At 50.1% G+C, this 24,421-nt stretch carries 18 protein-coding genes; 9 read left to right on the plus strand and 9 right to left on the minus strand.

The annotated features are described in order from the left end of the window. Positions 1-37: 37 nt before the first annotated feature. Both IE064_RS05455 and IE064_RS05460 read right to left on the minus strand, forming a co-directional pair. Entirely contained in the window at positions 38-1,054 is a 1,017-nt protein-coding gene (locus tag IE064_RS05455; protein ID WP_189616983.1) for a hypothetical protein, read from the minus strand. Between the two features lie 146 nt (positions 1,055-1,200). After that, positions 1,201-1,770: a LemA family protein gene (locus IE064_RS05460; protein ID WP_189616984.1), complete on the minus strand. Its 570-nt coding sequence runs from the start codon at positions 1,768-1,770 to the stop codon at positions 1,201-1,203. 162 nt (positions 1,771-1,932) lie between these two features. Between IE064_RS05460 and IE064_RS05465 the strand changes: the two genes are divergently transcribed. The 3 genes from IE064_RS05465 (at position 1,933) to IE064_RS18230 (ending at position 3,364) form a co-directional block, all read left to right on the plus strand. Further along, positions 1,933-2,445, plus strand: coding sequence for a hypothetical protein (locus IE064_RS05465; protein WP_189616985.1), 513 nt, complete (start codon positions 1,933-1,935; stop codon positions 2,443-2,445). Positions 2,446-2,534: 89 nt separating this feature from the next. Continuing rightward, positions 2,535-3,185: a signal peptidase I gene (lepB, locus tag IE064_RS05470; RefSeq protein ID WP_189616986.1), complete on the plus strand. Its 651-nt coding sequence runs from the start codon at positions 2,535-2,537 to the stop codon at positions 3,183-3,185. A gap of 56 nt (positions 3,186-3,241) precedes the next feature. Continuing rightward, positions 3,242-3,364: a hypothetical protein gene (locus IE064_RS18230; protein ID WP_268244736.1), complete on the plus strand. Its 123-nt coding sequence runs from the start codon at positions 3,242-3,244 to the stop codon at positions 3,362-3,364. On the opposite strand, the gene IE064_RS05475 is transcribed toward IE064_RS18230, so the two are convergent. The 7 genes from IE064_RS05475 to IE064_RS05505 form a co-directional block, all read right to left on the minus strand. Then, complete coding sequence (locus tag IE064_RS05475) at positions 3,361-5,559, minus strand: TonB-dependent siderophore receptor (RefSeq protein ID WP_229799867.1); 2,199 nt, start codon at positions 5,557-5,559, stop codon at positions 3,361-3,363. The genes IE064_RS18230 and IE064_RS05475 overlap by 4 nt on opposite strands. 432 nt (positions 5,560-5,991) lie before the next feature. Beyond that, positions 5,992-8,154, minus strand: a complete 2,163-nt coding sequence (locus IE064_RS05480; RefSeq protein WP_189617056.1) for a TonB-dependent siderophore receptor — start codon at positions 8,152-8,154, stop codon at positions 5,992-5,994. Next, positions 8,132-9,547 (minus strand): ABC transporter ATP-binding protein, encoded by a 1,416-nt coding sequence (locus IE064_RS05485; RefSeq protein ID WP_189616987.1) that lies wholly within the window; start codon positions 9,545-9,547, stop codon positions 8,132-8,134. The genes IE064_RS05480 and IE064_RS05485 overlap by 23 nt, the downstream gene beginning before the upstream one ends. Next, positions 9,544-10,344: an ABC transporter permease gene (locus tag IE064_RS05490; protein WP_189616988.1), complete on the minus strand. Its 801-nt coding sequence runs from the start codon at positions 10,342-10,344 to the stop codon at positions 9,544-9,546. Before IE064_RS05490 ends, IE064_RS05485 begins: the two co-directional genes overlap by 4 nt. Then, positions 10,338-11,276, minus strand: coding sequence for an ABC transporter permease (locus IE064_RS05495; RefSeq protein WP_189616989.1), 939 nt, complete (start codon positions 11,274-11,276; stop codon positions 10,338-10,340). The genes IE064_RS05490 and IE064_RS05495 overlap by 7 nt, the downstream gene beginning before the upstream one ends. Next, positions 11,273-12,802: an ABC transporter substrate-binding protein gene (locus IE064_RS05500; protein ID WP_189616990.1), complete on the minus strand. Its 1,530-nt coding sequence runs from the start codon at positions 12,800-12,802 to the stop codon at positions 11,273-11,275. Before IE064_RS05500 ends, IE064_RS05495 begins: the two co-directional genes overlap by 4 nt. A gap of 251 nt (positions 12,803-13,053) precedes the next feature. Beyond that, positions 13,054-15,141 carry a TonB-dependent siderophore receptor gene (locus IE064_RS05505; protein ID WP_189616991.1) on the minus strand — a complete coding sequence of 696 codons (2,088 nt, stop codon included), beginning with the start codon at positions 15,139-15,141 and terminating at the stop codon, positions 13,054-13,056. Between the two features lie 482 nt (positions 15,142-15,623). Here IE064_RS05505 and IE064_RS05510 point away from each other — a divergent pair, with 482 nt between their 5' ends. From IE064_RS05510 to astD, 6 genes are all read left to right on the plus strand, one after another. After that, positions 15,624-16,202, plus strand: coding sequence for an anthranilate synthase component II (locus IE064_RS05510; RefSeq protein WP_189616992.1), 579 nt, complete (start codon positions 15,624-15,626; stop codon positions 16,200-16,202). Between the two features lie 146 nt (positions 16,203-16,348). Next, complete coding sequence (locus tag IE064_RS05515; RefSeq protein WP_189616993.1) at positions 16,349-18,832, plus strand: S9 family peptidase; 2,484 nt, start codon at positions 16,349-16,351, stop codon at positions 18,830-18,832. A 138-nt stretch (positions 18,833-18,970) separates the two neighbouring features. Then, entirely contained in the window at positions 18,971-20,143 is a 1,173-nt protein-coding gene (locus IE064_RS05520; protein WP_189616994.1) for an HDOD domain-containing protein, read from the plus strand. A 417-nt stretch (positions 20,144-20,560) separates the two neighbouring features. Next, positions 20,561-21,778: an aspartate aminotransferase family protein gene (locus IE064_RS05525; protein ID WP_133039864.1), complete on the plus strand. Its 1,218-nt coding sequence runs from the start codon at positions 20,561-20,563 to the stop codon at positions 21,776-21,778. Positions 21,779-21,877: 99 nt separating this feature from the next. Beyond that, positions 21,878-22,897, plus strand: a complete 1,020-nt coding sequence (gene astA / locus IE064_RS05530; RefSeq protein ID WP_189616995.1) for an arginine N-succinyltransferase — start codon at positions 21,878-21,880, stop codon at positions 22,895-22,897. Between the two features lie 9 nt (positions 22,898-22,906). Further along, positions 22,907-24,367, plus strand: a complete 1,461-nt coding sequence (gene astD, locus IE064_RS05535; RefSeq protein WP_189616996.1) for a succinylglutamate-semialdehyde dehydrogenase — start codon at positions 22,907-22,909, stop codon at positions 24,365-24,367. Positions 24,368-24,421 lie beyond the last annotated feature (54 nt).

Raw genomic sequence — 24,421 nt, forward strand, 5'->3', positions numbered from 1 at the left:
CACAGCATTAGCTGTGCTTTTTTTGTGCAAAGTACGCTCAGAAGTTGTTGTCGTTATACACCAGCAACTGATGGATGGTGTGCAGGGCTGCATCCAGTTTTACCAGACGGGTTTGTTGTTGCAGTAAGCTGAGAAATGCCTGCGCGTCTTCTAGCCCTAGCGGGCAAGGGACATTGGCAAAATCGCTGTCGGCCACCGTTAGACACAACTCGGCTTGTGAGTTGAACTCCAGATTGAGTTTACGCAGTTTTTGCCCTAACTGCTGAAGTTGTTCGACCACGGCGGGTTTGAAAAATTTGGCCGCTGTCATTTCTGACCCGGCTAACACTTTGAATTGTTTGCGAAACTCCAGCGATGCCGGTTCCCATTTTATGCCACGTTGGCCACTATTGCTGTAACCGAGGATGTTGAGATCGCGGGTAAAACCAAAGGACATTATGACGCCATATCGGTGGTAATGGCTGTAGGTAGTGCGGGTGTGACTGCGGCCTTTGCTATCAGTGGTGGTAGTCGTGTGTTTATCCACGTAATGAAAATCGAACAGCTGATAGTCAAACTGATGCTGTTCACCCTGATAATGCCCTTGGCATAACCAGTCAATGCTGCGCTTATGGTTGCCGCGATTGAACTCAAAAAAACGCCGCTCAAATTCACGGGCTTTGGCTTCTGGCTGACAGGATAATTCTTGTAATTGATTATCTAACAACAGATTTTTATGCCAGATGGAATCGACCAGTCCCTTGAGCCGTTGATAGCGGGAGAGCAACAACCAGATACCGATAACCGTTAGCAGTACAAATGGTGACCAGGGGCCAAAGGGGAGTTGATATAGCGGACGCACGAGCCACCACAGGCCATTCAACATTTCAGGCGGCAAGGCATTGAGCTGACCACTGTCCAGCAGCCATAGTAGCAGCATGAGCAGCAGTCCGCCAAGCGTCATGCTCCAGGGCCAACGGTTGTTGTAGCGGATCGGCCCGTGAAAATTGAGTGCCGGTTGCAAGAGGGCATACAGGCTAGTTTCATCATCAACGCCAGCGAGTGATTGCTTCATGCTCCGTAGTAGCTGATCGATTTTTTGGTTATTAGAGGTGGTCATGGTGGTGATTAGTCAGACGTATGGCCTGATCCTGCAGATAAGCGAAACACTGGCCAGCACAGCGCTGGCCACAGGATAACGATGGGAAAATCATCACAATCTCAAAAATTGGGCTTATATTCGAATCCAGCTGATGCTTCGCTGTCATCGAAAGTGTCTAGCCGATGCTTGTGCGTAAACATGTTGTTTACCATGCTGTTGGGAAACACCTCAATGCCGGTGTTGAACAGTTCCACATTACGGTTAAAGATGCGTACTGCCGCGCCGATGTTTTCTTGCTGCTCGGTGATTTCATGCATCAGTTTGCTAAACAGTTCATTGGCCTTTAACTCCGGGTAGGCCTCAACAGCAATATTTAATCCCTTCACGACCTCGCTCATATGGCCTTCAGCTTTAGCCAAGCTTTTAGTGTCAATGGTGTCACTGGAAAGCGCTGCCAAGGAACTGCGCAGTGCGGTGACTTTTTCCAGCAAGCTTTTTTCATATTCACTGTACTGCGCCGCAACTTGCTCCAGCGATGGCAGAATCTTGTTCTTTTGTCGCTCTTGCGCAATGACATCGCTCCAAGCGCGCTGCGTGGCGTTATAACGGCCAATAATACTATTGTGGATCACGATAACTGCCAGCACTGCTGCCGCAAGTAAAATGACTAACACGAGCAGAGAACTCATTTTCTTTCCTTAAAAATGTAGAGGTCACAACTGCAGCTTACTGTAGCAGATTGCACGTCAATTATTGAATCGGTATTCACTAACATATTGAATCTCTTCTATTGTAGCGATAGTTTAAGCAAGAGAAGCCGTTACAGCACAAAATATCAGGGAGTCGATACCATGTTAACTACTGTGCCGTCAAAGACGCCGGGAGCCGAAATCTTACTGGTGCAGTCGCGTTGGCAAAATATCTGTTATCGCGGTGCATGGCTGCTGGAAAAGTTCTGGCTAATGTTATTCGGGGCAGTGACTGTCGTGTGTTGGCATTACCCGCTGTTTTTGTTGCTAACATGGGTGCTCCCAGCAGCCAGCATACTGGTGTTGTTTGGCGTCATCACGCTCTGGCTGATGCTGTTTAACCGCGGTGATGGCAAGCTGATAGAGTTTGGCGTGCGTCTGGATAATGCCGGTATCTGTATTATTCGCTATGGTGAACCGCAATTTATTGCCTGGTCGGAACTGCAAGCATATCGCCTCGAACCCGGCTTATGCTGGCCTCGGAAATTTCAACTTAAACTCCGCGATGATAGCGTGGTGGAATTTGGTTACTTGTGCTTGTCTAAACGCCAACGCCAGCAGTTGTGTCACAAGTTGTCTTGCCGCTTGGGGCAACCACTAGACAGTTTATCTTAGGTTAGATTGAACCCAGTCACGAGCCAATGGTCAGACACTTCAACAACCGTTAATGGTACTGCCTGCCAATTGACAGGAGGAACTACACTATGCGCAATTTGGTCGGTAAATTGCTACGCGAGAATCGCTCGTTACTACTGTTCATTTTGCTGATGTCGGTGTTCCGCAGCGCTGTTGCGGACTGGAATACCGTACCCACCGGTTCAATGAAACCCACCATTGTTGAGGGTGATAGGATTCTGGTGGACAAAGCAGCCTATGATATCCGTCTGCCCTTTACCCATATCTCGCTTGTAAAACTGGCCGACCCGCAGCGTGGCGACATTATTGTGTTTGACTCGGCGGCCGCAGGTAAAAAGCTGGTTAAGCGCGTGGTTGCCGTTCCTGGCGATGTGGTGGCGATGGATCATAACCGTGTGTACCTTAACGGTAAGGCACTCAGTTATCATGCGCTCAATGGCGATAACACCACCACTGATGTGCAAGAAGACTTGGCGGGCATCAAACATCTGATCCGCATCCACAATGATGGCTCTACACTGTCTAGCTTCCCGGCGGTGACTGTGCCAGCTGGCTATTATCTAGCGCTCGGTGATAACCGCGATAACAGCGCTGATTCCCGGGTTATCGGTTTTATTCCGCGACAGGAGATTGTTGGACGTAGCCGTAGCGTGGTGATGTCACTGAACTACGATAATTACTATCTGCCACGGCCAGAGCGCTTCTGGCATACGCTTTGAGGCATTGGTGGTTTCAGTCATTTGCTGATAAATCACACAGGTGCCACGCCAACATTATGTCTTTAGACGTTGATGGTGATTCACTGGCGTTATCACCACCAACGTTGAGCTTACAACCTTGTGTCGGGAGCCTGTGTCAGCCACTGCGGCGTGGTGTCTCAGGCTGTATCAACCGTTAAAACTTGTACTTAAGTGACAAGGTCACATTCCTTGGCTCCGCGTAGGCGAGTTGGGTGTAGAAGCCAATCTGGCTGTAATAGGTTTTATCGAACAGGTTGTCGATATTTAACTGGGCTGACAGATTCGAATTGATGTCATAGCGCGCCATCAAATTTACCAGCGCGTAGGCACCCTGAGTTACACGTTCGTTCATTCCCGTCCCTTCATTCGTAACATCGGTATAGCTCTCACCTTCCCAGTTAACACCGCCGCCGACAGTTAAGCCTTGCCAATGATAGGTCGTAAATAGACGGAATAGTTTGTTAGGGAAGCGGGTGTTTACTGCATTGGATTCACCATCGCCATTTTGTTCAGACGCGTCAAACTGGGTGTAGTTAGCGCTGATTTTCCAGTTGTCGGTGATATCGCCCACCATCTCCAGCTCGAAGCCTTTGCTGGTAACCCCTTTCGCTGCTCGGTAGGCAATGAGTTGTTCGTCAGTGGGGATAAAATCAGTGTCTTCGACAGCGTAATTTTCCTGCTCGGTGCGAAACAGCGTGACAGTAAAATGTAAGGCATCATCAAAAAACTGACTTTTAACGCCGGCCTCGTAGTTAATGCCTGTCAGCGGATCCAAATAACTGCCTTTGGCATCCTTGGCGTCCTGAGGCTGAAATATTTCGGTGTAACTGGCGTACAGTGTGTAGTTTTCCGTCAAATCGTAGAGGGCACCAAAATAAGGCACCACCACTCCGTTGTTGCCGTAACTATCATCTGTCAGATGGTCAACACGTTCCCAGTCGGCGATACGGCTACCCGCAATGACCTTGAAATCGTCAGTGAGCCATAGCCTAGTCGCCAAATAATATCCGGTTTGCTTGGTCGATTCCTTTTGAAAAGGTGAGCGATTATCCCAACTCGGTTCCGCGTAATTACCATCCCATTCAAAAAAGTTGCCCACATCGGCCGCGTTGCTGTAAGTGTAATTGTAGTAATCAAAATCCTGCTTACTGTGGGTGATACCCAACACCAGCTCGTGCTCGCGGCCCAAGAGTGCGTACTGCCCGGTTAAACGGACACCAAAATCATCCTGCACACGTTTATTATCATAGCGGGCAGGCGATGCTCCCATCCCCATGCCGGTTTCACGGTCTGGTAAGCCATACAGGTACAGCAGCTTCATATCTGAGCTACTTTGCGTGCGATTGTAATTGAAGCGGGCGGCCCAATGGTCATTGAATTGATGTTTAAGATTCACAAAGTAGGTTTTATGCTTGGTTGCCCATGAGGTCCAGTTGGCCCCCACGGTTTTAGAGCGATCCCAGTCGGTACGACTGCCATCGCTAAAGAAAATCGGCAGTCCACCCCATTGTGACGCGGTGGGATCGTTATCTTGATAACTGGCCCCCACACTCAGCAGTGTCTGCTCGGTTATATCCGCATCCACCACACCATAAAGCACCGATTTTTTATTACCAGCGTAGTCCACGTAAGAATCGCCGTCTTCATAGACCATCACGGTACGGCCGCGAATGGAGCCGGATTCATTCAGTGCATTACTTAAATCTACTTCCGCGTGATAGGTATTCCAGCGGCTGGCACTGACCGATGCGTAACCATCAAACACTGCACTATCGGCATGTTTACGTACTAGATTAATGGATGCCGACGGTTGCCCGGCACCGGTTAACAAGCCGGTGGCGCCACGCACAATTTCTACACGCTCATAAAGTGCGGTATCGGTTTGGGTTTCACCTGCACTTGAACCACCTGACCAGTTCACCGGAATACCATCAATTTGATAGTTATCAATGTCAAAACCGCGTGAGGAAAAGGAGTTGCGGGAACTGTCAAAGGCTCGCGATGAAACACCAGCGGCACTATTGACAACATCGGTGAGTGAACCCAGCCCTAAATCAATAATCTGTTGATCGGTGATAATACTGACGGACTGTGGGGTTTCCTGTAAGGTCAGTCCCAGGCCTGTGGCGGTATCCAACTTGTCATTAACGATGTATTTCCCTTCTACCAGTACCACTTCAATATCTTTCTGTTTATCCTCCCGTTGCTCCTTATCTGGCTGTTGTCCGACCGCCAGATTACTGCTGAGCAATAGCGAAATGGCAAACGCAACAAGAGAAAGCTTATGGGGGAATTTGCATGTAATAGAATGATGACTCATAGCATCTGATGTTTTAGCACAAGTTTTATCCATCGGAACTTTCCTTTCATTACCTGTTTTGTCTGCGTTCATATCCAAATCAATCAAAGAGCAAAATGTGCATTCAGCTCATTCACCTGGATTATCAAGGAGCAAATCATACACAATATTAAATAAATATTAATGATAATTATTATCATTTGTGATCATTGTCCAGGTTATCGCATCTGAGGTGTCACAAGGGCGTTGGCTAGGTCTTATGGCGGTAATGATTCATGACCAGCGGCCGAATAACACTGTCGGGCGATGGTGGGCGCCACGAGATTCGTCCTGGTCCTCAAAGCTGATAGATATGTTTTGCGCTAAGGGCTTGAGGTTTTGCCTGATGGTGAAAAAGAATGAATGCTTTCATATCGGCTGTGGGGTAAATAAAAAGCCGCCGATTGATGATGCGGCGGCTTTGCTATGGTCAGTGAGTTTGGTGTTTTAAAAGGTATATTTAACACTAATTGTGGCCGTTCTTGGCTCGCCGGGTTGTGTCCATAACGCGGCGTAAGAGCTGACAAAGTAGTGCTTATCCAATAAGTTGTTGATTGAGGCATTCACTTGCCAGTTTGGCCCGAAGTGTTGCGTGGCAAAGATACGCACCAAGGTGTATTCCGGCAGTTCATAGTCTGGCGATACACTATCACCTAACCGTTTATCCACATAGGTGGCGTTGATGCCAGCTTTAGCACTATGACTAAACAGGGTAAATTCCTGTGTCAGAGTTAGGTTCAGTTTGTGTTTGGGAATATTCACTAAACGGCTCCCGGCTGGAATATTCACGCCCCAGTCAGGGTTGATAACATCGTTTTCAGTTTCTGCGTCGGTGTAGGCATAAGCCAGTGCTAATTGGGTGCTGTCTGACAACCAGGCATTGAGGTCGAGTTCTATGCCGCGGCTGTGGGCTTTACCTAAGGCGGCGGTGTATCCGGTGTTGACGGGATCCGCTGCCAGAATGTTAGATTTTTCAGCGCGGAACAACGCCAAGGTGCCAGTGACATTGTTGTCAAGGAGTGCGAATTTGACCCCGGTCTCCCACGATTTACTGTTTTCCGGATCAAACGGGGTACCGTTAACGTCGGTTCCAGAGTTAGGGCTGAAGCCTTCGGCATAACTGACATACAAACTGAGGTTATCGTCAGCCTGAAAGACCAGCCCCGCGCGGGGATTGGTGGTGTTTTGGCTTTGGTGGGTCACGCTGCCATTTAGACTGTTGGCAATGCGCTGTTCGAAGTGATCAAAGCGCATGCCCAACAGCATTTTCCATTGCGTTGTCAAATCCAGTTGATCTTGCAGATAAACGCCGAATGCACGCTGTTTTTCGTGGTCATCATTTGATATTGGCATTGCAGGTGGCGTCTGTCCGTAAACGGGGTGGTGGACGTCGATACTGTAAGTGTCATCGCCAGGGGCCACACGCCAGCGTCGTAAGAAGGAGTCTAACTGATAATGGTAGCCATCGGCTCCCATCAGCACATGGTGCTTAACACCCGCCTGAAACGTACCACTTAATTCAACTCTGGCTGACAGATCTTTGGCATCGTAGTCGCGCCAGCGCCGTTGTCTTGAAAGTGTGGTGCCGTCTTGGTATAGCAGTTGTCTTGAGGCGGACAATTCGGTATCTGAGGAATAGCCTTCCAGTGAAGAGTCTCGGTACCCCACACCTGTTAGTAATTGCCAGTTGTCAGCCAGTTCGTGCGTCAGACTTAACTGGTGGCCGATTGCCTGCACATGCATCGGGCCGTCAGCGGGCTCGCCATAGAAGGTTTTCCGATTGACTTGACTAAAGTCGTTATTCAGGACTACAACGCCACGATCAAACGGGATCTTTTGATCCAGCAGTTCCAGTTCGTAGCTCAGCTTGGTGCGGTCGCTGATCACATAATCAATCGAAGGGGAAAAGAACCATTTCTTGGCATGGATGGTATCGCGAAAACTTCCATTATCTTCATAGGCTCCGTTAACCCTGAATGCCAACTGGTCGGTGATGGCATTGGTGTAATCGGCCTCAGCCCGATAATGGTCATAGTTGCCAGCGGAAACCTGCAGGTAACCTGCGGGAGAAAATTGGGGTTTTTTGGTGATGATGTTGATAGTGCCTCCCGGTTCACTGCGACCATAGAGCGCCGAACCTGGACCTTTCAGAATTTCGATGCTCTGAATATTTACCGTATCGCGTCTGCCACTGTAGCCGCGACCGGCACTATAACCATTGATCAGATATCCGCTTGGCAGATTCTCGCCCCCAGCAAATCCGCGTATGGCAAAACTGTCCCATAAGCCACCCAGCGTATTTTGGCGGACAATGCCGCTCGCCAGATCAATGGTATTTTGGAAATCGGTTATTGCTTGGTCTTCCAGAGTGTCCGCCGAGATCACGGCCACAGATTGCGGCAGGGCATTCAGAGGCACGTCACCCCGAAAAGGCATGCGCTGCGAGACCACACTGATGCGTTCAATATTGCTGTTGTCTGCGGCAGTCTGTGCCGTAGCACTATTGGCGGCTGTGTCCGCATGACTGATGACCGGCAGGCAACACAGCAGTATCGCGCTGCTGATGGTGCCAGATAAACGAGGGGTATTAGTCGCAGTGATTGATGACATTTTCACGGGCGTAATCCTGAAGATAGATAATCTGGTCGCAGACTTTTTTGAGCTGTGTTTCATCGTGACTTATCAGTAGCAATGCACACTGTTGCTGGCGGGCGGCCTTGACCAACAACTGAATTATTTGTTTGGCAGTAATGGGATCGAGCCTAGAAGTTGGCTCGTCGGCCACTAACAGTTTTGGTGACAGCAGCATTGCTCTCAATAACGCAATGCGTTGTAACTCGCCACCGCTAACATCGTGGCTGCTGCGTGTGAGTAGGCTGGGCGACAGCGCTAGCGCTTGCAATAATGGCGGGATCTGTTCGGCCTGTAGTCCATGGCGGCGCACCACATCCGCCAACAATGTCTGTAACGATGCGGCGGGGCTGAAGCTGCTGGGGGGATCTTGGTACAGTTTCAGCTTCTGGTGCCTTGGAATATCGGCATGCCACTCAATGTTGCCCGAGTTGGGGGCTAACAAGCCCAGCAGCGTGTCGCCCAGTGTACTTTTGCCACAGCCACTATCACCATAAAGGCCGATGATTTCGCCGTGATGGACGGTGAAAGACAGATGACGAAACAGTGTTTTGCCATTGCGTTGTTGGGCCAGATTGCGAATAGTCAGCAAGGGCTGATGACATTGCTGAGGGGTAACGTCAGTCCAGTAGCAGGGCGCTGCTGCAATCAGTTCTTGGGTGTATGCGGCAATTGGTGTCGTTAACACTGAACTGGCACTTCCTTGTTCTACAACTTTGCCATGGCGCATGACGATAATGCGTCCACCTAACTGCTGCGCAACCGCGACATCGTGGGTAATGGTCAGTAAACCACCATTCTCTGTCTGCGATTTCAGTAATTGCACAATGCCGTCGCGCTGACCAGTATCCAGCCCCTTGGTGGGCTCATCGGCAATAATCATGCGGGCGCCAGCAGCCGTGGCCGCAGCAAACGCTAAACGCTGGGCCATGCCACCGGATAACTGTGATGGCAATTTATGTTGAATGTCGGCTAGTCCCAACTGCTGCAGCTGAGTTTGTGTGGCTTTTTGCGCTGCTGCCGCTGAATATGCCAGTACTTCCCGGTAGACTTCGGCAACCTGTTCGCGGCTTTGCATCACCGGATCGAGTGATTGCCACGGTTCCTGCGGCAACATTGACAGGTGGCGCCCCCAGTAATGTCGGCGTTCCTTTGCTGTCATGCGTTGGCCATTAAGTGCAATGTCGCCTTGGCAGCTCAGCCCCGCCGGTAATATGCCCATAATCGCTTGCGCTAACAGACTCTTACCTGAGCCTGTTTCGCCAAGAATGGTCAGTGGTTCCCCTTGTATTAGTGTCAGTGACAGTGAATCTACCAGCGTTTCGCTGGCTGAGCGGATACTCAGGTTCTTAATGGATATCAGTTCATTCATGCTTTTTGACCCGCCAGCAGATTAAAGCCAAGCACCATTAGCAGCAGGATGCACAGCGGTTGTAACAACACCCAGGTGGCGTCTGCAAAATAGGGGAATAGCTCGACAATCATCAGCCCTAGCTCAGCCGTAGGTGGCTTAAGTCCGGCATAAACAAAACCGGTAGACGCCATCATCAAAATAGAGGTTGCGGCACCGAAGGCGGCCAGTGTTAGCACATTCCCGGAAATTGCCGGCCAGATATGGCGACGAAACTGATACCAACGACCAAAACCTAACATCATTGAGGATTGCAATTCCGGCCCGTTGACAAGGGGTTGGACGGTCGCGCGGACCACGCGGAAATATTCCACCCAGAGCGTTAAAGAAATCCCCAGATACAGCATGGTAAATGACCCAGGGGCTAATCCTGCCACTAACAACACCAGCACCAATCCGGGCAATGACATGACGGTATTGGCGACAAAATTGATAACCGCATCAATCCGTTGGCTGCTCCATGCCGCCATGACACCCAATGAAATCCCCAGGAATGCTGACGAGGCGACACACAACAAACTCAAGCCAAATGACAGCCTTACGGCGGCCGCCAGCCGAGCTAACATATCGCGACCGAATTGATCGGAACCGAGCGGCAGTTGGGCGCTCGCGGGCGCAAAGCTGTGCTGAAGATGTTGTAGATTGGGTTGTCCATGTCCGAATAACGGTGCCATCCAGGCACTCAGCAGTAACAGTATTAAGATGGCCGCACCAGTCCATTGCCCTGGGCTCATCTGCTTTAGACGATTCTTCAGCATGTCATCTTGCTCCTTGGATCCAGCAGATAGCAGCAACCATCTACCAAGGTGTTAATCACGACAAACAGCACGCCACAGGTTAGCGCCGTGCCTTGTAGCATCGGGATATCGCGAGAGAACACGGCATGTGAAAGCCCGTGACCGATCCCCGGCCAAGCAAACAGGCTTTCGACCATGATGACGCCTTCAATAAGTCCCACCAGTTGGATCCCCATGAAGGCAACTACTGGCAACGCAATATTACGGATGCCGTGACGCCGAAAGGTCTGCTGGCGGCTAAGCCCTTTGATTCTGGAAAACAGATAGTAATCGCTGCGGATTACTCGTAGCGTGCTGTTTCTTATCACTCGGCTGGAAAGTGCTGCCAAGCTGAGTGCTAACGTCAAGGCTGGTAAAAACAGGTGGGGCAGGGAATCAAAACCGGCAACCGGGAACCATTTTAGCTGCAGGGAAAACAGTAAAATCAGGATGAGCCCTAAGCAAAATACCGGCTGTGAACGCAGAAAGGTTGAGATAAGTAGGCCGCAACGGTCAATCCATTTATTGGCCTGAAAACCACAGATAAGCCCCAGTGGCAGCGCAATCACTGCCGACAACAATATGGCCGCTGCGGCGAGTATCAGCGTATACCCTAACTGGTGTTGCAGTTCTGCCGTGATCGGATTGCCACTCACCAGACTGCTACCTAAATTGCACTGCAGTAATTCTCCCAACCAATGCAGATATTGTAGCCACACTGGATCATTCAGCCCTAGCTCTTGGCGCACGGCACTGGCGGCTGCTGCGGTCACTGCGTCGTCGCCATAGCGGCCAGCGGCAATTCTGTAGGCCATGTCTCCTGGCAACATCCGGCTGAGAATAAAAGTGATAGTGCCGACACTCCAGGCCATCATCAGCAGTTGCACGAGTCGTTTAATTAATATGCCTTTCATGGTTGTAACTCCATGTTGGCAATACGAAACGAACGTTCATAGGGGTCAAAGCTGAAGCCTTTGACGCGTTTGGCAACCGCAGATTGCTGCACGTAGTAGAGTACTGGAATCATCGGCAACGCCTCAGCCAGATGGGTACTCAGTTGCTGCACATCACGTTCATAATCAGCCCCCGTGGCATGCGTGGTTTGCTGTAATAAGTGGAAAAAAGCCGGGTCGTTCCAGTTCATCGCGCCCCAGTCGCCGCCTTGGGGGGTACTAAAATCCGCGAGCAAGACCGTCAAGGGATCTGGAATATTGGCAAAATTGCGTGCCATCAGTGCCGTCTGTAATGAGCCATCGTTGTGCCCTAACGGGATGGCGCTGGCATTTTCCATCTGCACGTCAAGTGTTATGCCCAGCTTGGCCCACTGTGCTTGGATGGCGGTGGCAATCACAATCAGTTCAGGCCGATTGGCATAAGTCACCATGTTCAATGTGAAACGTTTGCCCTGTTTTTGTAGCATGCCGTTGCTGTCGCGCTGCCATCCTGCGGCGGCTAGCAGTGCTTGGGCCTGCTTCAGATCTGCAGCCGGTGCCGGCAACGATGCCACATGCCAAATGCCCATGGACGGACCAAAAATCTGATTAGCTTCGGCGCCGGGTTGGTGCATGATCCCTTCGGCGATGCCTTGGCGATCCAGTGCCAGACTCAACGCCTGGCGTACTTCCAATGACGACAGTAACGGATCGGCGATATTGAGTTTGATAATAATAGTGCGCGGAATGGCTGTTGAGTTAACCCGTACTTCTGCTGAATTTTGCAGCAATTGCACACTGGCGGGATCAAGATTGTACACAATGTCAGCACTGCTACCTTGGACCATCAGCGCTCGGCTTTCAGGTCGATGACCGGTGATGTAGTCAACGTAGGGAATGTGGGCTTTAGCGCCATAATAGTCAGCAAAGCGACTAACACTGACCATATGTGGCGGGTCAAATTCCGTCAATTGGTAGGGCCCTGAGCCCACTAAATTGACTACCTTGTCGCTGTGGTCAAATGACGCAGGTGCCAGAATTGCCATCGTGTAGTTTGTGAGTATGGCGGCAAAAGGGCGATAACTGGATTGCAAGCGGAACTCGACGGTATGGGCATCAATGGCGGTTACCGCAGCAATGAGCTGTTTATCAAACGGGGTGGGTTTACTGAGGGCGATGCGTAAGCTTTTTACCACCGCGTTGGCATCCATCATCGAGCCATCGTGAAACGTTACATTGGGTCTAAGGTGAAAACGCCAAACCGTAGCATCTTGATGACTTTCCCATGAGGTGGCGAGTCCAGGTTGTAACTGCCCGTCATTGTTTATATCCACCAAGGTTTCAACAATTTGTAAGCGACTGAAAATATATCCGGCTCTGGCCAGATCGAGGCTGATTGGCTCGAATGGCCCGCTAATGGTCAAGCGATCGGCTTGCGGTGGTTGGCTGCAGCCATAAATCACGCAGAGCAGCAGAAGAGTAATAAAACGTTTAATTAATTTAGCCATGGTCTCAGGTTAAATGGCTTGAAAACCTGAGTGTTATTTTTCTATAAAAAGTCATACCGTGGCTATCGATTGGATCACATTATTTTTATAAAAGTATTATCACTGACAATTATAGATAATGGATGCATCTTATCTTGCTGATTTTATGGAATTAAATGTGTCATTAATGTTACGTATTTTACATTTAGTCATATCTTGTGCTTTGCCCCGCCGCCTAAATGGGGCAGGCGTACGGGGCCATTACCACGGTTTTAAAAGCGATAATCAAAGCTCAGCTTGTATTCGCGGGGGGCACCATAATAGCCAATTTCCCACAGACTGCTGATGTATTTCTCATTGGTCAGGTTGTCGACGTTTAAGCGCAATGTGGCGTTATCAGAGAGCTCCCAAGCGGTGAACAGGTTGAGTTTCGCATAGCTTTCCTGCGTTACTGTGTAGCCAGTGTAGCTTTCAACTTTGGCGGTTTTACTCTGCCATTTACCAGAAAGTCCAAATGTCAGTTGTGGCAGTAATTCCAGTGTGTGGCGCATGGAAAAATTCACCACGGTATGCGGTACCCAAGCATGGCTTCTAGCGCCGTCTTTATCTTCAATATCTGTGTAGGTCACGCCGACATTCAGCACGGTTTGTTCGTCAAGCTTGCCGGTGAGTTCCAGTTCTGCACCTTCGGAGTAAGTATCTTCTCCCACATAATAATACTGGCCAGTTTCCATATTCAGGCCCGCATAAACACCCAAGCCAAGTTGTTTAGCTTTAAACACCGCAACGTTAGCGGCCAGACGATCGTTTAACCAATTGGTTTTGATTCCCACCTCATAGTTTTCTCCCTTGGTGGGTGCCAGAAAATCACCACTTTCATCATAATAATCTTGTGGTTCGTATATGTCGGAATAGCTGGTGTAAAGCATAATGGCTGGCGTGACATGGTAGGCGACCCCTGCGTAGGGGCTGATCTCAGACTCATTTAATGATGTTGCCAGAGAAGTCGCGTGACGCTCGAATTCGATGGCATTCATACCCAGAGTGAACGCCCAATCATCGAAGTTTAACTGGGTAGCAAGAAAGTAGCGGGTGAGGGTATCTTCGGTGGTTGAGTCAAGGGCTTTGGCGCCCCAAAGTGGCTCTGGAATGGCATCGAATGCATAGGGAAAGGCCGGTAATGTACCAAACGCTGGCTCTGTAGCATCTACGTCATAGTGGTATTCATCGTTGGTATTTTTTGCACGAGAGATACCAGCCAGCAGTTGGTGTTCAAAACCAAACAGATCAAAATATCCGGTTAATTTGGCTTCAAAAATATCGGCGTTAGACTCGCTGGGAAAGCGCCCAGGCCAACCCACTAATCCCTCCCCCGTTTCTGTGTCTAGTCCGGTGTTGGTATAGGCAAAAAGCAGTTTAGTGTCAGAGTCAGATTGCCGATAGTTGTAACTTAGCTGTAGCTGCCAATCTTCGGATAGCTGATTGTTATATTCGATAAAACCGTTGATATTCTTGGTGTTCCAGAAGGTCCAGTCTTGCGCGGTCGAGGCACTGACATCAAACTCTGCCATGGTGCCATCTGAGTTGACTAGTGTGAGTCCGCCCCACATGGTGCCATCGGTATCGTCTCGTTGATAAGAAAGTCCAAAGGCGATGTTGCTGTCTTCAGTTAACTGTCCATCTACTGTGCCATATACGTATTTCCGGTCGGAGGAATAGCCGCGTAGATAGGAGTTTGCGCTTTCTGCAGCGACTACGGCACGGCCAGCCCAGGATTTGTCTTCGGTTAACGGCGTGGAATAGTCCGCTTGAACGCGGTAATTTGCGTAAGAGCCGACACTGGCACCAAACTGCCCCTTGCTGTCGTTAGTCGGGCGTTTACGGATATAATTGATAGTGCCAGAACTGTTACCCACACCGGTTAACAGACCATTGGCTCCACGAATGACCTCAATCTGGTCATAGCCATAGGTGTCTACTTGACCTTCCACAATTCCCCAGCTGTTTGGCAAGCCGACGCCATCAATCTGGGTGCTTTTAATTTCAAAACCCCGCGACAGGTAATTGGTGCGATTGGTTTCCCAGCGCTCGACACTTACCCCTGTCACTAAGTCCAAGGCGTCATTGATGTTATCAGCGCCAAATAGCGACATGGTATCGCTATCAATCACACTGATAGACTGAGGGGTATCCTGTATGCCCAGCATCAGCCCGGTTGCACCAGCGCTGACGCGATTGTCACGGGTGCCGGTAATACTGATGCGTTCAATGTCTGTATCTGCACTATCGGCGCTAGCAACGGTACTCGCGATGGCGGTTGAAAGTAGAAGGGTGGCGGTAATGGTATTGAGTTTGAACATAAGCCTTAAGGCCTCATGGCGTAGTTAAACATGAATTTTGCGCAAATATAAATGATATTGATTATCAATTACAAACAAACTGTGAAAATTATGTGATGTTAGGTGAAAAACTGTGCTATCGAGCAAAGCTGCTGTTGTTACCGTTGTCGCAGCAGCGCAGGTTAGTGCGTTTATTGTTGCTGGCTGTCGATAGCCGTGAATTCTGACAGCATGTGGTCTGGTCAACACCGCCGCAGGTGCCTAGGCGCGGATGGACATTACGGTAGCAAAGACAAGTACTATTGGTGGCTGACTTACTGGCCATTGTTGGCTATGATCGGCCCTCCAACTCGCTGCACTTGAGTCGCAAGTCGGGCAGGCTTGGCACAATATCACCATAACCGCCGTATAAATAAGCCGACAGCTCTCAGTTTGTTAGCAGTCACAGAGATGATGACGGTTCAAACATTTAATCCATTTAAAATCAATTTGTTATATTTGATATGTTATTGGTTATCGATAATTACGATTCATTTACCTACAACCTGGTGCAATATTTCCAGCAGCTCGGCGCATCGCCGGTGGTTTACCGTAATGACGCGCTCACGGTGGCAGAGGCATTGGCGTTGCAGCCGACGCGTTTGGTGATCTCACCCGGCCCTTGCACCCCTGATGATGCGGGCATTTCATTGGCATTAATTGAACAACTGGCGGGAAAAATTCCATTGCTGGGGGTGTGTCTCGGTCATCAAGCCATCGCGCAGGTATTCGGTGCTCGGGTCATCCGCGCTCAGCGCGTGATGCATGGTAAAACATCCACTATTCAGCACAGTGGGCAACGACTATTTCGCAACCTGCAACAACCACTTACCGTCACCCGTTACCACTCTTTGCTGGTGCAGTCATTGCCCGCGGGCTTTGTGCTGGACGCTTGGTTTGATGATCCACATTGGGGACGGGAAATTATGGCAATTAGCCAGCCGCAGCAGGCATTGTTTGGTGTGCAGTTTCATCCTGAATCGATAATGACCCAGCAAGGGCATGAGCTATTGGCTAATTTTCTGGAAGCGACTGTTGCTTGACAAGACCATTGTTCGCTAACAAGCCTTTACAAGTTTCCCTGCGCGCAGCGCTCACTCATCGCTATCAATGTGATATAACTGGCGCTGTTAATAAGTCCTGTTCCGGTTGCCAACACCGGAAAATCTCACAATAAAAAGGAATGCGAATGAAAACCCTCGTGCGTCATGTAGGGCTCAGCGCCTTGGCTCTGGCGGTACTCAGCGGCTGCGCCGCCACTCAGAGCAGTGCCCCTGCGCCAGCTATTACCAATACTGTAATCAGCCAGCCATTGTTGGCTCCCCCCAGTGCCGACAAACCGCTGACATTAGAACAGATCATGGCGGATCCTGATTGGATGGGTGTCAGTGCCGCAGGTGCCTATTGGAGCGATGATGCTAAATCGGTGCTGTTTTATCGGCAGCCGAGTGCGTCACCTTTGCGGAGTTATTATCGCCTTGGCATAGCCGACGGCGTGACCGAGGAACTGCAGCTGAGCCAGCTACATCTGGCATCGCAACGCGGTGGCGTGCTGAGTCAAGATAAAAGCCGCAAAGCCTATATTTATCAGAACAACCTGTTTGTGAAACAGCTCAATAGCGGCAAGATTACGCAGCTCACCCGTCAAAGCAATAACATTGACGGTGTGCGTTTTCTGACTAACGGCGATTTGGTGTATTGGCAAAACACTCGGGTTTTCCGCATCCATCAGGGCTCCGGCATGGTGGAACAGTTGGCTGACATCCAGTTTGCTAAAGCTCCGGACGGCGTGAAAGACCCAGACACTTTTTTGGCAAAACAGAATCAGCGCTTGATCAAATTTGTTGCCAAACAGCATGACAATGCCAAGGCGCTGGAGCAATACAAAGCGCAACTGCAACAGCAAGATCCTACGCTGGCGGCCAAGCCGTTTTATCTGGGTGAAAAAGATACCTTGGCAGAACTGAGTGTGTCACCCGATGGCCGTTATCTGTTTTTGGTATTGCAGGATAAAAGTTACAAAGGGCGCACTGATGCTGACGTGATGCCTAATTACCTCGATGCTCAGGGGCACATCGGCATGGTGCCGGTGCGCGCACGGGTGGCAGAAGACAAACTGCCGGGGCAGCGGTTTGTGGTGTTGGATCTGCAGACTCATAACCAGAAAGATGTGACGCTCGAAGGACTGACTGGCTACAACGAGGATGTGCTGGCAGCCGTGAAGGCAGAAAACGCCAAAGCGCAAGGTAAGGATTACCACAGCGAACCTAAGGTCCGTAACATCCGCTTGATTGAAGATTGGGGCTGGGAGCAAAGTGCTATTCAGTGGCAAGCCGACAAAAATACTCTAGCCGTGATGCTGGAAGCCACAGACAACAAGGACCGTTGGATTGCAACAGTCGATCTCAACAACGGCCAATTCCACACCCAGGAGCGGCTGCACGATGATGCTTGGATCAACTATGACCACAATCAGTATGGTTGGTTACCGGGCACAGATACCTTGTTTTATCTGTCAGAAAAGACTGGTTATTCACAGCTTTACTTGAAACCGCTAGGCGGCAAGGAGAAAGCGCTTACCCAGGGTAAGTTTGTGGTGAGTGATATCACCCTAAGCCCCGATAATCAGTACCTCTATTACAAGGCCAATAAGGCGCATCCCGGCAAGTACAATGTCTATCGGGTGAACTTGAACAGCGATAAAGACGAACAGCTGACCCATTGGACCGGTACACTGGATTATCAACTGAGTCCCAAAGGCGATGCCTTGCTGCTGACAGCTTCGGCACTAACACAGCCGAATGAGTTATATCTGCAACCTATTGGCGGTGAACTGAAACAACTGACTCACGATACCAGCAAAGCGTTTGCCGATTATCCATGGCAGGCGCCACAGATTATTGCAGTTCCCTCAAATCATGGTGCTGGTAAGGTCTATGCAAGGCTGTATTTGCCCCAGGGGTTTGATGCTAAGCGGGCTGATAAATATCCGGCCGTGATTTTCAACCATGGTGCCGGTTATCTGCAGGAAGTGCACTATGGCTTCTCTGATTACTTCCGCGAATTCATGTTCAACAATTTGTTGGCGCAGCACGGCTATGTGGTGCTGGATATGGATTATCGTGGTTCCAAAGGTTACGGTCGCGATTGGCGAACGGCTATCTATCGTAACATGGGGCACCCGGAAGTTGATGATCTCAAAGATGGTGTGGCCTGGATGGCCCAACATGCCAATATCGACACCAAACGAGTCGGCACTTACGGCGGCTCCTATGGGGGGTTCTTGACCTTTATGTCGCTATTTACCGCGCCGGATCTATTCCAATGTGGTGCCGCATTAAGACCGGTTGCCGACTGGGCACACTACAATGCGCCCTATACCTCCAATATTCTCAACACCCCTGACGATGATCCGTTGGCTTATAGCCGCAGTTCGCCGATTGAACATGCACAGGGTTTGAAAAATCATCTGCTTATTCTAGGCGGTATTGAAGACGATAACGTGTTCTTCCAAGATAGTGTGCGGATGGTGCAGCATCTGATTGAGTTAGAGAATCCTCACTTCGATATGGCCTACTATCCAGTAGAGCACCATGGTTTCCGTCAGCCTTCCAGTTGGTTGGATGAATACCGCCGCATTTTGCGGTTGTTTGAAACTGATCTGAAGCGCTAACTGAGACAAAAAGCACATGCTGACAAACAGGCTCCTTAGGGGGCCTGTTTTTTTTCGTTCATATCCGTTGTTATCGCAATATCACTGGCGTTTCTTGGTAGGAATACATATAAAATGTATTAATGATTCGGATTTTCATTGGCTGCAGCCAAGGGGACCATTACACAGGTGGTAGCGTCGATTTCCGGCGGGCTAAAACCCGCGCCAGTGGCGGCACTGGAACAGAAGTTCCTGCAACAGCTGATTATGGGAACATCAACTAACACCCCGGTGTGGGATGACCCAGAACCGGAACTGGAAGCCGTTGCGTTTAAACTGGAAATCGAGCGGGAAGCCGCACTGGCACGCATCGCTAAGAAACAGCAGAGCAAGCTGCTCGCGCAGCAAATTAATGGCCAGTTGCACATGAGTTTGAAAGCCGAGCTGGCAAACCAACTGGCGTCAGCGGAGGTGATCCAACATTTGAGCCCGGTTTCAGATAAGCATCTGTTGTTACTGGAGTTGCTACATTCCTCAAAACTGGATCTTAGCCGCTTACGGCCGATCATCGACGGCCAGGTTTGGTTGGCCCGTGATCTGACCAACATGGTTAACAGCCCGGTATTTGGTGCCAGAAAACCTCAAAATAGCGACCTGCAGGTGACTGATCTAAAACTGGTTCTTGGTTATATCGGCTTGGATAATCTGCGTTTACTGATCCCCTTCTACCTCTGTCGACACTGGTTGCCGCTCGGCCATACCAGCCTGTTGTGGATTAATCGTAAATTATGGCGTTATGCGCAGATCCAAGGGGTGGCAGTCAGAGCACTGGCAGCGCTGCACGAACAGGATGGTGCACTGTTGTATTCCTTAGCACTGATGCGGCAATTGGGGGCTTCGGTCATCTTAGGGATCGGGGCTGCGATTTTTGAACAACTGCGTGGTAACTGGTTGCGTGAAGCCAGCAAAGCGCGGGATAAAGAGTTGTATGATGCGGTGGCGGTCAGTGAGTTCCCGGCAGCAGAGATTTGCCAGCAAGTCGCCGAGTTAGGCATGCAACTGAACTGGCAGTTACCGCAATGGCTAGGATTTGCTGACAGTGAACTGGTATTGCAATTACGGGCGTTGCAGGATCTCGCCGGATTTGAACAGATGTCGCTGACAGCGCAATTAGTCGCCAAAGCTAGCTGTTATGTACAGGGTTTGCTGCTCGAGGAAGCAAACCAATTAAGTTTCCGAGATAAACAGTTACTGCATAGTTATTATGAAATGAGCGAACAGGAACTTATCCGGCTGCAGGGGCAGAACTATCGCAAATTGACGCTGTTCTGAAATAGATGGCCGCTGGCAAGCAGGATTGACGTTTTGCTCACTCAACGCCCCAAATTTCTTTATTTTTTCATTCGGCAGCAACTTCTACCGCATAGTAACTGCTGTTATTATTATGGTTAACTATTCACTTAAAACGAATAGTTAACCATTTGTGGCTCGGCTGGTTTTTTTTGTGACTAATTATGCCTGGAAATATCGGTTTACTGCCTTTTTACTTCCTGAAATCAGATCTTTATGCACTTACCCTTCGAAGAGTTAAGCGCTGACCCTGATCAATCTGGTATTTTGATCACAATTTCGCTATTAATGTCACATACCTAAAACACCGAACCGCAGTAATACTAAACGACAAAGAGAGATTAACTGCGAAGGGACAGCGATTACAGCGCTGTCTGAAATCATAAAGGATATTCAGGAATGAGTGTGAAAATGAATCTGACTCGTGCTCAGTTTGATGAAGTTATGGTGCCTAATTATGCACCGTCTCCGGTAATCCCTGTGCGTGGTCAGGGCAGTCGGGTGTGGGATCAGCAAGATAAAGAGTATGTCGACTTTGCCGGTGGTATTGCGGTGACTTGTCTGGGGCATTGTCATCCGGCACTGGTTGGGGCACTGAAAGAACAGGGCGAAAAGCTGTGGCATTTGTCAAATGTGATGACCAACGAACCGGCACTGGCGCTGGCAACTAAGTTGGTTAATGCGACCTTTGCTGAAAAAGTTTATTTTGCCAACTCCGGTGCTGAGGCCAACGAAGCAGCGCTGAAACTGGCTCGTCGTTATGCTGTAGACAACTATGGTCCAGAGAAAGACGAGATCATTGCCTTTGATAAAGCTTTCCACGGCCGCACATTCTTCACCGTCAGCGTGGGTGGTCAGGCCGCGTATTCCGATGGTTTTGGTCCTAAACCTCAGGCGATTACTCACATTCCCTACAACGATATTGATGCTCTGGAAGCGACAGTGTCAGAAAAGACCTGTGCCATCATGTTAGAGCCGTTGCAGGGCGAAGGCGGCATCATTAACGGCGATCCCGCGTTTTTGCGTAAAGTGCGTGAGTTGGCTGATAAGTACAATGCGCTGGTGGTGTTTGACGAAGTACAAAGCGGTATGGGGCGTACTGGCGATCTTTACGCTTATATGGGCACTGATATTGTGCCGGACATTCTGACCACCGCCAAAGCGCTGGGAGGCGGCTTCCCAATTGCCGCGATGCTGACGACCACTGAAATTGCCTCACACTTCAAGGTGGGTACTCACGGCTCTACCTATGGTGGTAATCCATTGGCGTGCGCTATTGGCAACGCGGTGATGGATATCGTTAATACCCCAGAAGTGCTGGACGGTGTTAAACGTCGTGAACAGTTGTTCCGCGATGGACTCAATAGCATCAATGACAAATACCATGTGTTTTCTCAGGTGCGCGGTAAAGGGTTACTGCTTGGCGGCGTGCTGAATGAAAAATATCAAGGCCGTAGCCGCGACTTCCTGTTAGCCGCGATTGATAATGGCCTGATGGTACTGGTTGCCGGTGCGAATGTGCTGCGGTTTGCCCCTTCACTTATCATCCCAGAGGAAGACATTGCCGAAGGCATGGCTCGCCTGGAAAAAGCTATCGCCCAGATAGTCGAAGCTTAAAAAGCGTTCAGGACGCAGTTACACCCTGACCTTTACGCTTTCCCCGTATCCGGCGTGCTTATACGCCGGATATTCAGTGGGGACACAGGAGAGTTAACCATGTTGATAATCCGGCCTATTTGCCAGTCTGATTTTGCTGCTCTGCGCTATATTGCCGAAGCCTCCGGCCACGGCTTTACCTCTTTACCCGTCAATGATGAGGTGCTGGCTGCCAAAATTCGTCGTGCCGAAGTCTCGTTCAATAAGTCTGTCAGCAAGCCCTATGATGAAAGCTATCTGTTTGTCATGGAAGATACTGACAGTGGTGAAGTTGTCGGCACTTGCGGTATTGAAGGTGCCGTGGGCATGGAAGATGCCTTCTACCACTACCGTATTGGCACCGAAGTCTATCATTCGGCACAAATTGGCGTACGCAATGAAGTCGAAACGCTAACTTTGTGCCATGACTACACTGGTGCGGCAGAACTGTGCACCTTATTTCTGCGCAAGGATTACCGTAAGAGTACCAATGGCCGCTTACTGTCTCGCTGTCGTTTTTTGTTTCTGGCACAGCATCCGTCGCGTTTTGGTGACACGGTGATTGCCGAGATGCGGGGCGTCAGTGATGGGGCGGGTAATTCACCTTTTTATGGCTGGTTACAACAGCATTTTCTCGGTATTGATTTTATTGAGGCGGACTATCTGTCTGGCCTTGGGCAAAAAGCTTTCATGGCCGAGATGATGCCCCGTAGTCCAGTGTATCTCTGTCTGTTGCCAGAGGCGGCTCAGCGGGTGATTGGCGAAGTACACACCAATACCCGTCCAGCCCTGAGTTTGCTTCAGGCGGAAGGTTTCCGTTGCCGTGGTTATGTCGACATTTTTGATGGCGGTCCAACGGTTGAGTGCAACCTGCAGGAGATCCGCGCAGTACGCGACAGCCGCTTACTGACCGTTACAGTTGGCGCAATGGCCGAAAGTGGCGATAAATACATTGTTGCCAACACACAAGTGGCCGATTTTCGTGCGACGGCATTGTCACTTAATCTGACAGCTGAAAGTAATCAGGTCACACTGTCCCCCCAGTTAGCCCAAGCATTGCGAGTTCAGTCCGGGCAGCAGGTACGGATCTTACCCATTTAGGAGAACCTCATGACTCAGTTTATCAATGGTAACTGGATTAACGGTGAGGGCCAGCAGACGGTCTCTTGCAATCCAGCCAACGGCGAGCAGCTTTGGCAAGGTAATGCCGCCACTTCATCACAGGTTGATACCGCAGTTGCGGCAGCTAGGGCCGCTCAGTTTGACTGGTTCATGTTGGGATTTGAGGGGCGTTTGCGCCATGTTGAAGCATACCGGCAACAGCTGGAAGCCAACCGTGAGCTGCTGGCGACAACCATTGCTGAGGAAACCGGTAAGCCGTTGTGGGAAACCGCCACTGAGGCGGCGGCAATGATTGGCAAAATTGCGCTGTCAGCCAAGGCTTATCAGCAGCGTACCGGTGTCAGCGAGAGTGAATTGCCAGTTGCCAGAGCTGTATTACGTCATAAGCCGCACGGCGTAGTTGCGGTATTCGGCCCATACAATTTTCCGGGACATCTACCTAATGGTCATATTGTGCCGGCATTGTTGGCTGGTAACACAGTGGTGTTCAAACCTTCAGAGCTGACACCCAAAGTGGCGCAACTGATGGTGCAGTTGTGGCAGCAATCCGGTTTGCCTGCAGGCGTTATCAACCTAGTGCAAGGAGAAGTGGAAACTGGCAAAGCGCTGGCGGGGCACGACGGTATTGATGGCCTGTTCTTTACTGGCAGTAGCCGTACTGGACAGCTTTTACATCAGCAGTTTGGCGGCCGTCCTGGCAAGATTTTGGCGTTGGAGATGGGCGGCAATAACCCACTGATAGTCAAAGACGTTGCTGATATTAAAGCCGCGGTGCATGAGATTATTCAGTCGGCTTATATCTCATCGGGGCAACGTTGCACCTGTGCTCGCCGCCTGTATGTGCAGCAGGGGGCTCAGGGCGATAAGCTCATCGACGCTCTGGTCTCAGCGGTAAAAGCCATAAAAGTTGGGCCGTGGAATGCCCAACCTCAGCCGTTTATGGGGGCGATGGTGTCGGAACGAGCCGCACAGGGCATGTTGGCGGCGCAGCAGCAGTTACAGCAGCTGGGCGGTAAGTCGCTGGTGGTGATGCAACAGTTGCAAGCTGGCACTGGGCTGGTGTCTCCTGGGCTTATTGATGTTACGGCGGTCAATGTATTGCCGGACGAAGAATATTTCGGTCCTTTATTACAGTTGGTACGTTATCAGCATTTTGATGACGCTATCGCCATGGCAAATAACACTCGCTACGGATTATCTGCTGGACTACTGGCCGACAGTCGCGCTGATTTTGACTACTTTTTTGCTCGCAGCCGTGCTGGGATTGTGAACTGGAATAAGCAAATCACCGGCGCTGCGGGTTCGGCGCCATTTGGCGGTATCGGTGATTCTGGCAATCATCGGCCCAGTGCATTCTATGCGGCCGATTATTGCGCGTATCCAGTGGCATCCATGGAAGCCGATGTCTTGAGTCTCCCTGCAACGCTGAGTCCAGGATTAACGCTGTAAATTTGTTAGGAAGCCATTTGTTGCTTCCTTTTTATATGTCGTCGCGGGGGCGCT

Origin of the sequence: Shewanella fodinae (genome assembly GCF_014651955.1) — a bacterium.
Taxonomy (GTDB): Bacteria; Pseudomonadota; Gammaproteobacteria; order Enterobacterales; family Shewanellaceae; genus Shewanella; species Shewanella fodinae.

Bases quoted from the DNA above. Each gene is read 5' to 3' on its own strand.
- IE064_RS05455 (WP_189616983.1), bottom strand. From the start codon at position 1,054: ATGAAGCAATCACTCGCTGGCGTTGATGATGAAACTAGCCTGTATGCC.
- IE064_RS05460 (WP_189616984.1), bottom strand. From the start codon at position 1,770: ATGAGTTCTCTGCTCGTGTTAGTCATTTTACTTGCGGCAGCAGTGCTG.
- IE064_RS05465 (WP_189616985.1), top strand. From the start codon at position 1,933: ATGTTAACTACTGTGCCGTCAAAGACGCCGGGAGCCGAAATCTTACTG.
- lepB (WP_189616986.1), top strand. From the start codon at position 2,535: ATGCGCAATTTGGTCGGTAAATTGCTACGCGAGAATCGCTCGTTACTA.
- IE064_RS18230 (WP_268244736.1), top strand. From the start codon at position 3,242: ATGTCTTTAGACGTTGATGGTGATTCACTGGCGTTATCACCACCAACG.
- IE064_RS05475 (WP_229799867.1), bottom strand. From the start codon at position 5,559: ATGGATAAAACTTGTGCTAAAACATCAGATGCTATGAGTCATCATTCT.
- IE064_RS05480 (WP_189617056.1), bottom strand. From the start codon at position 8,154: ATGTCATCAATCACTGCGACTAATACCCCTCGTTTATCTGGCACCATC.
- IE064_RS05485 (WP_189616987.1), bottom strand. From the start codon at position 9,547: ATGAATGAACTGATATCCATTAAGAACCTGAGTATCCGCTCAGCCAGC.
- IE064_RS05490 (WP_189616988.1), bottom strand. From the start codon at position 10,344: ATGCTGAAGAATCGTCTAAAGCAGATGAGCCCAGGGCAATGGACTGGT.
- IE064_RS05495 (WP_189616989.1), bottom strand. From the start codon at position 11,276: ATGAAAGGCATATTAATTAAACGACTCGTGCAACTGCTGATGATGGCC.
- IE064_RS05500 (WP_189616990.1), bottom strand. From the start codon at position 12,802: ATGGCTAAATTAATTAAACGTTTTATTACTCTTCTGCTGCTCTGCGTG.
- IE064_RS05505 (WP_189616991.1), bottom strand. From the start codon at position 15,141: ATGTTCAAACTCAATACCATTACCGCCACCCTTCTACTTTCAACCGCC.
- IE064_RS05510 (WP_189616992.1), top strand. From the start codon at position 15,624: ATGTTATTGGTTATCGATAATTACGATTCATTTACCTACAACCTGGTG.
- IE064_RS05515 (WP_189616993.1), top strand. From the start codon at position 16,349: ATGAAAACCCTCGTGCGTCATGTAGGGCTCAGCGCCTTGGCTCTGGCG.
- IE064_RS05525 (WP_133039864.1), top strand. From the start codon at position 20,561: ATGAGTGTGAAAATGAATCTGACTCGTGCTCAGTTTGATGAAGTTATG.
- astA (WP_189616995.1), top strand. From the start codon at position 21,878: ATGTTGATAATCCGGCCTATTTGCCAGTCTGATTTTGCTGCTCTGCGC.
- astD (WP_189616996.1), top strand. From the start codon at position 22,907: ATGACTCAGTTTATCAATGGTAACTGGATTAACGGTGAGGGCCAGCAG.